This window comes from Rufibacter roseolus (assembly GCF_017916365.1).
GTDB classification, from domain to species: domain Bacteria; phylum Bacteroidota; class Bacteroidia; order Cytophagales; family Hymenobacteraceae; genus Nibribacter; species Nibribacter roseolus.
Genome location: NZ_JAFMSU010000001.1, coordinates 2,222,532 through 2,236,779, shown reverse-complemented (window position 1 = coordinate 2,236,779; position 14,248 = coordinate 2,222,532). Strand labels below are relative to the sequence as shown.

The 14,248-nt window shown below is 49.4% G+C and carries 9 protein-coding genes; 4 read left to right on the top strand and 5 right to left on the bottom strand.

From position 1 onward, the window contains the following. The first annotated feature begins 148 nt into the window (after positions 1–148). The 3 genes from J3P35_RS08810 to J3P35_RS08800 all read left to right on the top strand — a co-directional run bounded on the left by J3P35_RS08810 (position 149) and on the right by J3P35_RS08800 (position 2,693). Positions 149–646: a hypothetical protein gene (locus J3P35_RS08810; protein ID WP_210463955.1), complete on the top strand. Its 498-nt coding sequence runs from the start codon at positions 149–151 to the stop codon at positions 644–646. Between the two features lie 35 nt (positions 647–681). Beyond that, positions 682–1,101, top strand: a complete 420-nt coding sequence (locus tag J3P35_RS08805) for a DUF2721 domain-containing protein (protein WP_210463954.1) — start codon at positions 682–684, stop codon at positions 1,099–1,101. A 359-nt stretch (positions 1,102–1,460) separates the two neighbouring features. Then, complete coding sequence (locus J3P35_RS08800; protein WP_210463953.1) at positions 1,461–2,693, top strand: S-adenosylmethionine:tRNA ribosyltransferase-isomerase; 1,233 nt, start codon at positions 1,461–1,463, stop codon at positions 2,691–2,693. A 137-nt stretch (positions 2,694–2,830) separates the two neighbouring features. On the opposite strand, the gene J3P35_RS08795 is transcribed toward J3P35_RS08800, so the two are convergent. The 4 genes from J3P35_RS08795 to J3P35_RS08780 all read right to left on the bottom strand — a co-directional run bounded on the left by J3P35_RS08795 (position 2,831) and on the right by J3P35_RS08780 (position 12,285). Beyond that, a complete protein-coding gene (locus J3P35_RS08795; protein WP_210463952.1) occupies positions 2,831–4,348 on the bottom strand; it encodes a RagB/SusD family nutrient uptake outer membrane protein in 1,518 nt (505 codons plus the stop codon). Positions 4,349–4,366: 18 nt separating this feature from the next. After that, positions 4,367–7,306 (bottom strand): SusC/RagA family TonB-linked outer membrane protein, encoded by a 2,940-nt coding sequence (locus J3P35_RS08790; RefSeq protein WP_210463951.1) that lies wholly within the window; start codon positions 7,304–7,306, stop codon positions 4,367–4,369. A gap of 509 nt (positions 7,307–7,815) precedes the next feature. Continuing rightward, a complete protein-coding gene (locus J3P35_RS08785) occupies positions 7,816–9,234 on the bottom strand; it encodes a RagB/SusD family nutrient uptake outer membrane protein (protein WP_210463950.1) in 1,419 nt (472 codons plus the stop codon). A gap of 30 nt (positions 9,235–9,264) precedes the next feature. Beyond that, entirely contained in the window at positions 9,265–12,285 is a 3,021-nt protein-coding gene (locus J3P35_RS08780; protein WP_210463949.1) for a SusC/RagA family TonB-linked outer membrane protein, read from the bottom strand. Positions 12,286–12,673: 388 nt separating this feature from the next. Here J3P35_RS08780 and J3P35_RS08775 point away from each other — a divergent pair, with 388 nt between their 5' ends. Then, a complete protein-coding gene (locus J3P35_RS08775; protein WP_210463948.1) occupies positions 12,674–13,549 on the top strand; it encodes a DUF2911 domain-containing protein in 876 nt (291 codons plus the stop codon). Positions 13,550–13,653: 104 nt separating this feature from the next. On the opposite strand, the gene J3P35_RS08770 is transcribed toward J3P35_RS08775, so the two are convergent. Continuing rightward, the gene (locus J3P35_RS08770; RefSeq protein ID WP_210463947.1) at positions 13,654–14,238 is read right to left on the bottom strand and encodes a nitroreductase family protein; all 585 of its coding nucleotides are present in this window, start codon (positions 14,236–14,238) and stop codon (positions 13,654–13,656) included. Positions 14,239–14,248: the final 10 nt, after the last annotated feature.

Sequence of the window (14,248 nt, the reverse complement as noted above, 5' to 3'; positions counted from 1 at the left end):
CGAAGCCCGGGAAAGCAGGCGCCCCGTTTCACGGCCGATTTTAGGAAATAAGCCATAAAATGCATCGCTTCTTTTCCTAACTTGCCCCCGGTTCTGAGGAGGCCTTTGCTGGCCAGGACCCATTGACCATAATCCAAAGTTTCTCACCATGAGCGATTCGCTATACCAACAATTGCTGGACCAGGTATTTGGCCTGGAGCCCGTAGACCTTCGGACGGAAATCTCGCCTTTGTACCTGGAGCTGGAAAAAGCCCTTCAGGAGGCCCGCCCCGGCAGAAAAAGCCAGGAAGAAGTGAGTTACCGGTTTGAGCGCCTCCGGTTAGGTCTGGGAATCTCTCTGTTGCAACTGCTCACAGACCTGGGTGGCGACGATGAAAGTGCTCAAGTGCGCGACCTGCTGCAGGAAGCTTTGCAGGCTTCCACAGTAAAGGGCATAGACACCGTGGTGCAGCAGAAAAGCTACCTGTTTGAGGAGCTTTACACCGATCTCTACGTGAACGCCGACGCAGAGCATATTCTGGCCCTGTTTGAAGAAACCCTCAACGCTTCCTCCAAAGAGGAGATTGACGACTTGCTGGACAGAAGCCTGGAGATTGCCGAGGACCTGGAATTTCAGGGCGAAGAAGACGACACCCCCGAAGAATAGGTCAACGCGAACTGGTAACCTGCTGAATAACCGCCATGGAAATCACGCTCACCACCCCTGCCCTGCTGTTTCCGGCGCTTTCGTTACTTCTGCTGGCTTTCACCAACCGGTTTCTGTCCCTGGCCTCCCTTATCCGGAACCTGAAGTCCATCTACAAAGCCAGCCATAACCATTTGGTGTACGGTCAGATCCAGAATCTCAGAGTCAGGCTTATTCTCATCCGCAACATGCAGGCCTTTGGCATTGCCAGTATGTTTTCCTGTGTGCTGTGCATGTTCATGATCTACGCCGGTTGGCAGACCGCCGGCACCATCATCTTTGGGGTAAGCCTGATTTTGCTCATGGTGTCCATGGCCCTGTCACTGTGGGAAATCCAGATCTCGGTGAAAGCCCTGGAACTGGAACTGAGCGACCTGGAACAGGACGAGAAAATTGCACCCAGGGGCTCTGTCTGATAAGCTAATTTTGTTTCCCCTTGTTTTCCAGTAAACAAGCCTTAAACAGTGCTTCTTTCCGCGCCGATTTCCTTCTTTTGAAATCAATATAGAGACTTTCCCCGGCCTTTCAGACCTCCGCTCGAAAACCTGTGGTGCCCCCTTCCATCCAAAATAGAAAAGTAGCCTTTCAGGGAAATGTATAAGCAACTCCGCTGGTGCCATCTAAATCTGGTGCTTACCGGTGAGGACTGCCCGTATAATTAGGAGTATTCCGGTTCAAGCCCCTTTAGAAGATTGGGGAATGCATGAATATGCTTTATAATTATTGATGCTGGGCTCTGCTTTATACCTTTGTTTTTCTTTTGTGATTGACATTCATGCCTACCCAACATCCGCGACAGATTTCCATCTCTGATTATACCTACAACCTTCCTGAGGAAAGGATTGCCCAGTTTCCGCTGGAGAACCGGGACCAATCCAAGTTGCTGCTCTACAAAAACGGTCGCATCTCAGATGCCCAATTCAAGGATCTTCCCTCAGCGCTGCCTTTTAACTCCCTTCTGGTTTTCAACGATACCAAGGTGGTACAGGCACGTCTGCGATTCCAGAAATCAACGGGCGGCATGATTGAGCTATTCTGCCTGGAGCCTCTGGAGCCCGTGCGTGAGGTACAGCAGGCCATGCAGCAAACTTACTCGGTGGTCTGGAAGTGCCTGGTAGGTAACAACAAACGCTGGCGCGATGGCCGCCTTGAAATGCCCCTTGGCCCCTACCCCGCCGATGGCATGCTTTGGGCCGAACGCCTTGCCCCTGCCGAGGAAGGATTTGCTATCCATTTCACCTGGTCCCCGGGCCACAGAACCTTCGCTGAAATTCTGGAACTGGCCGGCCTGTTGCCGCTGCCTCCGTACATGAACCGCGACGCCCAGCAAACGGACCAGGAGCGTTACCAGACCGTTTACGCCTCAGAGGCCGGGGCCGTAGCCGCCCCCACTGCCGGCCTGCACTTTACCCCCGAGGTTTTGGAGCAGGTCAGCGCGAAGGGTCACCAGCAGGCCTTTGTCACTTTGCACGTAGGCGCCGGCACATTCAAACCCGTGAAAGCCGAGTTGATGGAGTACCACTACATGCACGGGGAGCAACTTTCTGTGAGCCGGGCCTTTCTGCACCAGTTACTGCACCACGGCGTTAAACCCGTCATTGCGGTAGGCACCACTTCCATGCGCACCCTGGAGAGCCTTTATTGGCTGGGAACCGGCCTTTCTTTGGGCATTCTTCCGCAGGAGGGCGATGAGTTGCTCGTGCCGCAGTGGTTCCCGTATGAAGTCCGTACCACCCTATCAGTGCAGGAGGCCCTGGAAGCCCTTATCCAGCACCTGGACCGGCAAGGACTTTCGCACCTGCAGGCCACTACCCGTATCCTTATCGCGCCCGGGTACCAGTTCAAGATCTGCACCGGCTTGGTCACCAATTTCCACCAGCCGCAAAGCACCCTCCTGCTATTGGTTTCTGCCCTTATTGGGCCATCCTGGCAAAAGGTATACAAACATGCTTTGGCCAATGGATACCGTTTCCTCAGTTACGGAGACAGCTCGCTTTTGCTGCCTTAAGCTGACGATTGGTTTTTAGGAAAAATAATATGATCTGGTCGCCTTATTAGTGATTGTTACAATAGAAACGTTTTTTATAAAAAGAAAAAGCACCTGAGTTTTCAGGTGCTTTTTCTTTTTATAATCTAAACCAGTAATTAATAACCAGTAGTTTGTTGTCCACTGATATTAGGATTGGCATCAATCTCAACTTGTGGTATTGGCCAGGTCCATTCACGGGCATTTGGATCTAATTGCGCTGCAGTAAAGTTCAACGTTATGTCTTCACGATCTATGAAGCGGCTGGTTCTCTTTAGATCAAACCAACGGTGACCTTCTCCCACCAACTCACGGCGGCGCTCATTTTCAATGGCATCTAACAGGTTTTGTCCTGCCAAAACTTGAGGAACATAATTATTGATGCGGGCAGCACGCAATGTGTTCAAATCAGCTAAGCCAAGGACAGCTTTAGCACCACCTTGCATGGCTCTCGCCTCAGCCCTGATCAGGTACATTTCACCTGTTCTTAATGCTTTCCAGTTAAGTTGGTTATCATACCTTGTGCCATTAGTCCGCACCACCTTAGACAAAATTCTTCTTGTGATGAGTGTACCTCCGGAGGTGTATACCAATGGGGTGCCAGGGTAAATTGGCCTAGGAGGGTTTACGTTTTGAGATTGTCTTGTGGCAAAATAGACCGGAAAACGGATATCATTAGCTGGGTCGTACAGGTTCAGTAATTCCTGAGAAGGTCTAAACCGGTTTCTGTTAGACGAGGCAGCATGAACACCGCTTCCGTAATCTCCCTGCCCTGCACTGAAAGTAACAGACCAGATAACCTCTGCTAATGAAGCATCTGACCAGATCCCGGGAAACTCAGTTTTGGAAGCTAATGGTTTGGCGTCTATTACCAATGTGGCATAATTCTCTGCGGCGGCATACTCTTTCGCATATAAGTTCATGCGAGCCATAAGCGCTCTCACCACTAACAGATCTATGTACCCCCGGTTAGTTGAGGCATTGATACTTGGAACATCAATATCACTTAAAGCAGCTTCAGCTGCAGTCATGTCCTGGAAGATCTTATCATACGTTTCCTTTACAGATAAACGGGCAGGTAATTCTTCAGGGCTGAATTCAGTTTTGTAAGGAACGCCTTTAGCAGAAGAATTGCGCTCATAGCTTTCGCCCCAATAGCGTAACAAATCAAAGTGAGCCATTGCTCTTATGGCAAGCGCTTGACCTTTGATTCTGTTTACTCTTTTAGGTTCTGCCGCACCAATCTGATCTATGTTAGTTAAGACCAGATTAGCTTGGTTGATCACACCGTAAGCAGCAGTCCAGGCAATTTCAATATCGCTGTCATCTGAAGCATAGAAATAGTTTACCTGGTTGGTCCAGTTACCTAAGTCTTCTCCGGTTTGCACAAGGTTATCGGTCATCATGTCTGGCAAGACAGACCAGGAGCCAGTGGTTTGACCACCGCTTCCAAAATATCCGGTTTGTCTGAAAAGGGAATAGGCACCTGTTAAGGCATACTCATATTCCTCCAGATTCTTAAAGATTTGGGAGCGTTCTTTTTGAAATTCAGGGTCTACATCAATGATGTCTTCGCAAGCCGTAAACACCATTGCACAGCTTAAGCTTAAGCCTATGAGTAATTTATTTATTTTCATTTTAGTAATTCTTACTTGTTAAAAACCAACACTTAAACCAAAAGTAACCGTGCGTAAAGCAGGATACTGAGCACCAATCAAAGAAGCCCCTGTTATTTCAGGATCCCAGCCCATGAATTTGGTCCAAGTCTTCAGGTTTTGCCCCTGGGCATAAACGCGGATGCTTTGCACCTTTATTGACTGAGCCCAGTGCTTTGGCAAGTTATAAGCAACATTCAGGTTACGTAACCGCAGAAAATCACCGCTTTCAACCAATCTGGTCACTTCAGCCTGATACTCACTAGCAGAGTAAGGAACATCAGTGATGTCACCTGATTTTTTCCACTCACGGGTTAATTCTGCACTTAGGTTATCCCATAAGTAAGTAGGGTTGATGATGTTGCTTCTTTCGTTGTTGTAAATCTTATTTCCTTTCACAAAACTAAAAAAGGCATTTACCTCAAATCCTCTGAAATTCAAAGATGAACCAAAACCACCAAAGAATGGAACCTGAGTAGATCCGGCCAGAACGCGGTCTGCAGGGTCATATTGCTCCGTGATCTCACCGTCTTTGGTCAAATACTGGGCATTACCGTTTACAGGATTCACCCCGGCGAAACGCACCAGATAAAGCGTGTTCAAAGGTTCACCTACCCGGTTGATAGTGATTCCATCAATTTGCTCGGTTTGGCCTCCCCCTATCAATTTGGTGATTTCGTTTTGGTTGTAAGTTAAACTTACATTAGCAGACCAGGTAAGGCTCGGCGTTTTAACCAGGTCACCTTCTAGTGAGAATTCAACCCCTCTGTTGCGTAATTCACCAATGTTGGTAGTGATGTCATTGTAACCAGAAGTTCTGGATAGCTGACGGTTCAGGAACAGATCAGAGGTGACAGCGTTGTAATACTCAATAGTAGATCTTACTCTGCCTTGTAAGGTGGCTAATTCTATACCAGTATTAAAGGTGGTTTTTCTTTCCCATTGTAATTCTGGATTAGCTAATTGGGTCTGTACTAAACCACTTACCCCATTATACACTGCACGGCCAAAGAGTTCTCTGGCTTCAAAGTTGCCAATCCCATTCTGGTTACCGGCTGAACCATAGCTGATTTTATACTTCAGTTCGTTGAAGATGTTAGTAAGGCCTTCCATGAAAGGTTCTGCTGTCACAATCCAGCTCAATCCTACTGATCCAAAGTTGGCAAAGCGCCGGTCAGCACCAAAACGAGAAGATCCGTCACGCCGGGCACTTAGATCCAGAAAATAACGGTTTTTAAAGCCGTAGTTAACTATGGTAAAATATGAAAGTAGTGCATTTTCAAAGCCATTACCATTTACAGCGGGAATGAATCCGTTATCAGAAGTACCCGGTGTAATACCTGCTTCGTTCTGGAAGGCACCACCTAAACCATAGCCGGTAAACCCGAAGTTGCGGCCGGTATTGTTAACAATTTCATTGAACAAACCAATGCTGAAGGTATGGTCAGCACCAATATCTCTTTTAAAGGAGATGGAGGTTGTTCCGGTGTACCGAAAATTACTTCCATAATTCCGGGCAAAACTACCCGAACCACCGGTAGCAGATGAACCTGAAGCAGTAGTAGGATTAAAAAAGGTGGTATTTTCGTTTGCTGTGAAATCTCCGCCCCAGTTGGTTCTCAAAGACAAGCCTTGAATGAATGGAACTGTATATCCTACAAATACATTACCTACTCCTTTTAATTGTCTTCTGCTGTTAGAGTTTTCAAGGAGTTCCTGTAACGCGTTAGGCTGACCTGAATAAATCTCTGTGTAGTTGCCCTCCTCATCATATGGAGTTTCATAAGGGTTAGACCAGCGAACAGCATTTAAAGGAGCAGCTATACCCGTGTTGGCTTCACTAGTACCAGAGAATTTGGAAACCCCAAACGTAGAGTTCAAACCAAATTGAAAGTTTCCAGCTTCACTGGTAACATTGGCACGACCAGTGTACCGCTTTAAACCGGTTGTTCTAACAGTACCGGTTTGGTCGAAAATAGAACCAGACAGGAAGTAAGTGGTTTTACCTGCTCCGCCAGATGCACTTAATGTGTGACTAGAAGTTTTACCGGTTTGGAAGAATACATCCTCCCAATTGGTGTTGATTTGTCTTAAACGGGCTAAGTCCTCATCAGTCCATTCATACGGATTGCCCTGGCTTAATTCATAGTCCAGTTTTTCCTGAGTATTCATTACTCGCAACCTGTTTTCAGGGGCTTTGGATAAACCGTACTGTACATCGTAGTTAATACGTGTAGTGCCTACTTTTCCTCTTTTGGAGGTAATTACAATTACCCCGTTAGCCCCTCTTGAACCATAAGGAGCTGTAGAAGAAGCATCTTTTAAAATGTTCAAAGATTCAAAGTCTGCAGGGTTCAAAGTGGCAAAATCACTGGCGGATATTTCTACCCCATCCAGGATGTAGAGAGGTTGGTTTGATCCCAAAAGTGAACCTGTACCTCTAATCAGCACGTTAGCTGCTGCTCCAGGCTGCCCTGAGTTTGCCTGCACCAATATTCCAGGGGCTTTTCCTTGCAGGGCTTGATCAAAAGACCCTAATGGATAGGAAGCAATTTCATTTGCCTTTACAGTAGCGATAGATCCGGTAACTTCCCTCTTGTTTTGGGTGGTGTAACTGGTTACGACCACTTCCTGAAGGGCTTTCGCATCATCTGCAAGGCGCACATCAATGATAGATCTGGTACCAACTATTTCTTCACGTGGAGAAAACCCTATGAAAGTAAAAACTAAGGTTGGTGAACCTGTAACACTGATTTGATACCGTCCCTCCACATCAGTACTGGCACCAATGGTTGTTCCCTTCACAACCACACTCACACCCGGTAGTGCTAATCCATCTGCTGCCGAGACCACTCGCCCGGAGATAGTTCTATTCTGCGCCATTGCACTAAAACCTAGCACATTGAGCAAAAACAAGAACAAGAGTACATGTTTTTTCATTTGGTTTTGTTTGAAAGTTTGCGAATATCCTCCCAAAGTAGAGCTTTATCAACAATATTCAAACAAACCAAAATCGTAAGCATTGATGACAAAATTTATGAAAATAACAATACAATACTAGATCAGTAAAGATTTGCCAAATGCTTTTACCCGGTTTAACAATTTATTAATGCATGGCTCGTTTTGGGTAAAATATTATCAGAAAACTTTTTTCTATTGGTGCAGAAAAAAGTTATGTAAACCAAAGTTCCAGCTAAAAAACGAAGCAGACTTCTGCCTCATACCTCCTTCCCATAGACATGATTTATTTGCTAATCTGCCAGATCAAAACCAGGAGCGCTTTCTATTCCATAGTATAATCCTTGGGTTTAGAGCTTATTTTTTGAAATTCCAATGCAAACAAAGGCAGACTAAGATTCAATTTGGCCGCCTCCTAAAAGCGTTTAGGGGCTGCTTTTTCCAAAAGCAGCCCCTAAACGGCAATCAGAATTCACTCCCGGAAAACAACCCTAGGTATAAGCCTCGTTTTGTACCAAGCTAGGATTAGCGTTTATTTCCCGCAGAGGAATGGGCAGCACCAGTTCCCCTGCGTTATAGGGCAAATCACCCACATCCCTTCTCAAGCGTTTTAAGTCGTGGAGCAGCTGACCTTCAAAGGCCAGTTCCAGGGTCCGCTCCCGCAGGATATCGTCCAGGGAAACTGACGTAAGTGACGGAATATCTGCCCGGCTGCGGATGGTATTGATGTCCTCCAGGGGTGTGGCGCCCAGGGCGGTACCCAGTCGCTGATTTGCCTCCGCCCTGATCAAGTACATCTCCGCCAGCCTGATAATGGGCACATTGGCCGAGTAAACGTCATATTTCCCATTCCTGGCCACATCGTCATCATCCAGGTACAGGACCTCGGCTCGTTCGTCACCGTCTTCAAACTCGGTTAGAAAAGAAGCAGCCACCTCAATCTCAGCACGCTCGTTGGCAGAGTAAAAAGTTGCCAGACCTTCGTTGGACTGCCCGGCATTGCTTTGCACCGTCTGCTGAATGGCGAAGATGTCCTCTGAGGTATTCTGTGAGTTATTAAATTCTCCGGAGAAATCCTCCACCAAGGCAAAGCCGCCTTGCTCAATGACTCTATTCGCTTCTTCGGCGGCTTTGGTCAGGTAAGGCCCTTCAGCAGAGTTGCCGGGTTCTCCGGCCTGCTGCAGGTAAATTCTGGCCAGTACCGCACTGGCTGCATAGGTATTGGCTGCAGCCCCATCCTCTTTCTGGTCATCAAGGTTGGCCCTGTCAGGCAATAAATCCCGGGCTCGGGTGAGATCCTCAATGGCCTGGGCATAGACTTCCTCCACGGTATTACGCGGCACATTGTTGGCATTGCTCAGCACAGTGGTAGGCTCTAAAACAATAGGTACCCCCAACTGGGTATTTTGCTGCCCCGGCTCATACGGTAACCCGTAGAAGCGAACCAGGTCAAAATACACCAGTCCCCGAATAAAGAGCGCTTCTCCCAGCACCTCATCCCTCTGGTCTTCGTCCACTACCCCTACCGCTTTGATGACGTTGTTCACCACATTGATGGCACTGTACGCCCGTATCCAGGTATTCGCCACCACAGCATTGTCTGTAGTGATTTGTTTCTGAAACAGTTGCCGGTAAGTAAGGAAAGTACCGCCCCAAATAAGGTTACCGGTACTGCCCAGCAGCTCACTCATCAGGTTCAGGTCACCGGAGTACAAAGGGCCACCCTGCAACCGTTCATAGGCCCCAATCAAGGCACTCTGCACCCCTTGGGAAGTGGTAAGGGCCTGGCCGGCGTCAATGGATTGCTGGGGGTCTACTTCAAGTTCATCGTCGCAACTGCTGGTGCCCAGCAGCATGCACAGGCCTAGGGCCGGAAAGAATCTGGTGAGGATATATCTATAACTTCTCATGGCTGTAGTCATTAGGACATAGTAGGCAAGTCAGAATCCGATGTTAACCCCAAACGTGATGGTCTTGGCCTGCGGCGTGGTATAGAAGTCTACCCCGATGCCCACATTCTGGCGCTGGTTGGTTACCTCTGTGCCAGGCGTATCCACCTCTGGGTCCCAACCGGGGTAATCTGTGATGGTGAAAAAGTTCTGGCCGGAGGCATACACCCTTACCCGGGTAAGGTGGAACTTACCTATCAGAGCCGCAGGAAGCGTGTACCCCAGCGTAATGGTTTTTCCCCTCAGGTAAGAGCCATCATAGAGCCACCGAGACGAAGTTCCTGTTCCGTTGGCATCACCAAACCTGGCCTGCGGCACCCTGGTGATATCTCCAGGCTGGCGCCAGCGGTTGAGCTGATCCCTGGTCTGGTTGTCTATGTAGTCCATGTTGGCCGACTGGAACCGGCCGGCGTTGTTGTAAATCTCATTGCCGTAGGAGAACTGCAACAGTAGGCTCAGGTCAAAACCTTTGAAACCGAACGAATTGTAGAAACCACCCACGTAATCGGGGTTGGGGTCACCCACCACCTGCTGTTCGGCGGCGCCGTAATCATTGGTGGTCTCATCAGAGCCGGCCCGCAGGTAATAGAGCGCATCGCCGTTGGCAGGGTCCACCCCGGCGTACTTAAAGGTGTAGAATACCCCAATAGGCTGCCCTTCCACCGCCCTGTTTACCGCCCCGGAGGTAATAACCTGCCCGTTCAGGTTGGTGATCTTGTTCCGGTTGAAGGCAATGTTAAAGCTGGAGGACCAGGTAAAGGCGCCCACCAGGTTCTCGGTGTTCAGGGTTACCTCCACGCCTTTGTTCTCCAGGTTACCCACGTTTCTGGTGACGGTGGCAAATCCCGAGGTAGCCGGCACTTGCACTGCCAAAAGCAAATCCTCGGTTTTCTTCTGGTAATACTCCACCCCACCGTTGATGCGGTTCTTGAAAAGCCCGAAGTTAATGCCAAGGTCCAGCTGCTCGGTGGTTTCCCACTTGAGGTCTGGGTTCTCTACCGACAAGGGAATTATACCCGGATTCCCGGCATAGGACCCGGAGGTGTACAGGCCCCGGGCGTCAAAGTTACCGATGTTGTCATTACCGGTGAACCCGTAGCTGGCCCTCAGTTTCAACAGGCTCAGGAATTCCGCTCCCTGGAAAAAGGGCTCTTCAGACAGGATCCAGCCTACGCCCACCGCCGGAAAGAAACCGTAGCGGTTATTGGCTCCAAAGCGAGAAGACCCATCCAGACGTCCGCTGAGGGAAAGCAGGTATTTATCCAGCAGTTTGTAGTTCACCCGGGCAAAGTAGGAAAGCAGGGAGTACTCCGTGCCTTCAGAAGTCCCGAAGTTGATCTCGGCGGCATTGGTGATCCGTTTGAAGTCATCGCTGGGGAAACCAATGCCTGACACGTAATTAGCCTCGGTCTCTGATTTCTGGAAACTCATGCCCAGGGTAGTTTCTACGTTGTGGATCTCCCCTATCTGTTTTAAGTAGTTGAGGAAGTTGTTGGTGGTGTAGTTCAGCACCGTCACGGACCGGCTTTCGGCGGCGCCTGCCGGTGCACCGTCCTGGGTTTCGCGCCCCTGGTAGGTGTTCTCACCCTGGTTCAGGAGGTCCAAACCCAGCTCACTCCGGAAGGTAAGGCCCGGCACAATATTGTAGCTGGCGTAAATGGTGCTCAGATTGCGGTAACCTATTGATTTCCTGAATGCGTCCCTTATCTCAATTAACCCGTTGTAATAGGCAGTATTGGTATTGTATTCGCCGGTCTCGGGGTCAATGATGGGCTGAACGGGAGGCAGGGCCACAATCTGCAACGGCGTGGCAAAGGCGTTGTCATCGGCTACCCGGTCATTGACGGTGCGGGCCAGGCTGAAGTTCACTCCTATCGTGAGCTTATCGGTGGCGTTGTGGTCAATGTTGATGCGGGCGCTGGCCCTTTTGAAGTTGTTGCCCAGCAGTATACCTTCCTGGTCTGTGTAGGAGCCCCCCACGTAAAACCGGGTTTTCTCCGTGCCGCCGCTGGCGGTAAGGTCAAACTGGTTGTAGCCCGCTGTACGGAAAACCTGGTCCTGCCAGTTTGAGTAGGCCGGGTTGCGCCACTCCGGCAGGAAAGCATCCTTGAACTCGTCAAGGTCAGCCACTAACCCAAAGTCAATGTACAACTGGGCTAATTCTGAATTCGCCACGGATTCATTGAAGAGCTCCAGGTACTCAGCACTGTTCAGGAACTCCACTTTGTTTGTGGGCTTGCTGAAACCGGTGCTGTAGTCAAAATTGAAAGCGGTTTTTCCGGCCTTGCCCCGCTTGGTGGTGATGAGCACCACGCCATTGGAGGCCCGGGAGCCGTAGATGGCCGAGGAGGAAGCATCTTTGAGGATCTCAATGGATTCAATGTCATTGGGGTTTAGGTCAGCCAAAGGGTTGGTGGGTTCGTTGTTTTCTATCCCCTGGTTTTCTGAGGTGATAGGTATGCCGTCCACCACGTAGAGCGGCTGGTTACCCGCTGTCACCGAGGCCGAACCGCGCACCCGCACCTTGATGCCTTGCCCCACCTTTCCGCTTCCGGACGTGATCTGCACCCCCGCTACGCGCCCCTGGATGGCCGACTCCACGCTGGGCACCGGAATATCAGCGATCTCCTCGCCCTTCACGCTGGCAATGGAACCCACCACGTCCCGGGCCTCCTGGGTACCGTACCCCACCACCACTACCTCACTGATGGTTTTGGTGTCCTCAGCTAAGGCCACATCAATGGTACTGCTGGCGCCAACGGGTACCTCCCTATTCAGGAACCCTACAAAGGAAAAGACCAGCGTTGGGTTGCCAGACACATTCAATTCATACCGACCGTTTGCGTCAGTACTCGCTCCCGTGGTGGTACCTTTCACCACCACGCTCACCCCTGGTAAAGGGGTACCATCGGCGGCGGAGGTGACCCTCCCCGAGATGGTTCTACTTTGCCCAACAGCACTAAGATGAAGTACGGTCAGCAAAATTAAGCACAAGAGTAGATGTCTTTTCATGCTTTTTTGAATTATGTTAACAAACCGACTACTTTATAAATGTAATCTAATTTTTTATTGCCATATTTCAAAAGGATTTTACAGCAAACCTTCACGCAAGTGCTTAATAATCTACTAGATGATAAGTTAAAGGCTACACCAAACTCATAAGGAAACAGAGTAAAATTTTTCATTCTTACAATAAATTGAGTCTTCCACCAAGCTGGGTTTAAGCTTATTTTTGGCCTGTTTTTATAGAAATAGTTCTAAAACAAAAACACTTGCAGGTGAGCTAACTTGCAGGATTGGCTATAAATGGAATGGCCGCCAAATGGCGGTAGCGTAGGTAGAATTCTTTCTTTTGATTAATATTACTTCACAATCAAACCAAGCATAATTGAGCTGTAATATGAAGAAGATGTTATCCCTGCAACTGGTCTGGTCATTGGCCATGGCCTTGTTCCTGATGGGCACCCAAGCCTCCGCCCAGATCCAAACTCCGGCTGCCAGCCCCAGCGCCTCTGTCACCCAAGTAGTGGGATTGACCAAAGTAACCGTAGACTACTCCCGGCCCAGCGTGAAAGGCCGCAAGATTTTCGGGGACCTGGCGCCTTACGGTAAACTATGGCGGACAGGCGCTAACGCCGCCACCAAAATCACTTTCTCAGATGAGGTAATGCTGGAAGGCACCAAGGTTCCGGCGGGCGAGTACGCGCTGTACACCATTCCCGGCGAGAAAGAATGGACCGTGGTCATCCACAAGAACACCAAACTTTGGGGAGACGGTGGTCCTGATTACAAGCAGGAAGATGACCAGGTGCGTTTCAAGGTGACGCCTAAGAGATTGAATGAAAAAGTGGAGTCCTTCACCATTGGCTTCGCAGACCTCACCAATTCTTCCGGCGTACTGCAGATCAGTTGGGAAAACACTTTGGTGCCTGTGAAAATCACCACCGATGTAGACACCAAAGTGATGGCCCAAATCAGGGAGAAAGTGATTAACGGTACCAACGTGACACCTGCCCTGTATGCCGCTGCCGCTTCTTACTACGCAGACACCAACAAAGACCTGAAACAAGCGCTGGCCTGGATGAAACAAGCCAACGAGAAAGACCCTAAGTTCTGGAACCTACACCAGCAAGCTAAAATGCAGGCAAAACTAAACGACTTCAAAGGCGCCACTACCACCGCCCAGAAATCTATTGAGTTAGCTAAAAAAGAAAACAATGCAGACTACGTGGCTTTGAACGAGAAACTCTTAGCCGAGATCAAAAACAAGAAATAAGGTTTTAGTCCTGATTTCCTGAAAACACCTTAAAAACAGAACCCCGCTGATATTGCTTCAGCGGGGTTCTGTTTATATAATAGGTTCTAAAGTCAGAGTGTGCTTTACATCCAGCGGACTTTCTCCTCAAAAGACACAATCCTTTTTCCGCTGGGCGCCGGACTGTCTGAGTAACCAAGGTACAGAATCCCCAGCACCGTGTCTTCCTCACGCAGGGCCAGCATGTCTTTCATAGCCGGGTGGTAGGCCATACCGCCAGATCCCCAGTAAGAAGCAATCCCCAGCGCGGTGGCTCCCAGCAACAGGTTCTGGATAGCGCAGGAAGTGGCGGCAATTTCTTCCAGGGCTGGTATTTTGGGCAAATCACCACGGCGCATATAGGCCACTATCACGTGCGAGGCCTCATCGCCCATGTGCAGCAGTTTCTCATACTTCAGGTCCATGAACTTGTCTGGGGCGGTATGCTCGCGGTACAGCTCGGCGTGGGCTAGGCAGAACGCTTTTACCTTCTCGCCCGGATACACCACAAACCGCCAGGGCTCAGTGTTTCCGTGGGTAGGTGCCCAATCGGCGAGGGTAAGGATTTCCTTTATCTGCTCCTCCGGAATCTGGGCGCCGTTCATCTTGGGCGGTTTTATGGTTCTTCGGCTCTGGATAACGTGCTGTATAGCCAAATATAGTTGGTTCATCTGCTTGTAA

Bases quoted from the DNA above. Each gene is read 5' to 3' on its own strand.
- J3P35_RS08800 (WP_210463953.1), top strand. From the start codon at position 1,461: ATGCCTACCCAACATCCGCGACAGATTTCCATCTCTGATTATACCTAC.
- J3P35_RS08790 (WP_210463951.1), bottom strand. From the start codon at position 7,306: ATGAAAAAACATGTACTCTTGTTCTTGTTTTTGCTCAATGTGCTAGGT.
- J3P35_RS08795 (WP_210463952.1), bottom strand. From the start codon at position 4,348: ATGAAAATAAATAAATTACTCATAGGCTTAAGCTTAAGCTGTGCAATG.
- J3P35_RS08805 (WP_210463954.1), top strand. From the start codon at position 682: ATGGAAATCACGCTCACCACCCCTGCCCTGCTGTTTCCGGCGCTTTCG.
- J3P35_RS08770 (WP_210463947.1), bottom strand. From the start codon at position 14,238: ATGAACCAACTATATTTGGCTATACAGCACGTTATCCAGAGCCGAAGA.
- J3P35_RS08775 (WP_210463948.1), top strand. From the start codon at position 12,674: ATGAAGAAGATGTTATCCCTGCAACTGGTCTGGTCATTGGCCATGGCC.
- J3P35_RS08785 (WP_210463950.1), bottom strand. From the start codon at position 9,234: ATGAGAAGTTATAGATATATCCTCACCAGATTCTTTCCGGCCCTAGGC.
- J3P35_RS08810 (WP_210463955.1), top strand. From the start codon at position 149: ATGAGCGATTCGCTATACCAACAATTGCTGGACCAGGTATTTGGCCTG.
- J3P35_RS08780 (WP_210463949.1), bottom strand. From the start codon at position 12,285: ATGAAAAGACATCTACTCTTGTGCTTAATTTTGCTGACCGTACTTCAT.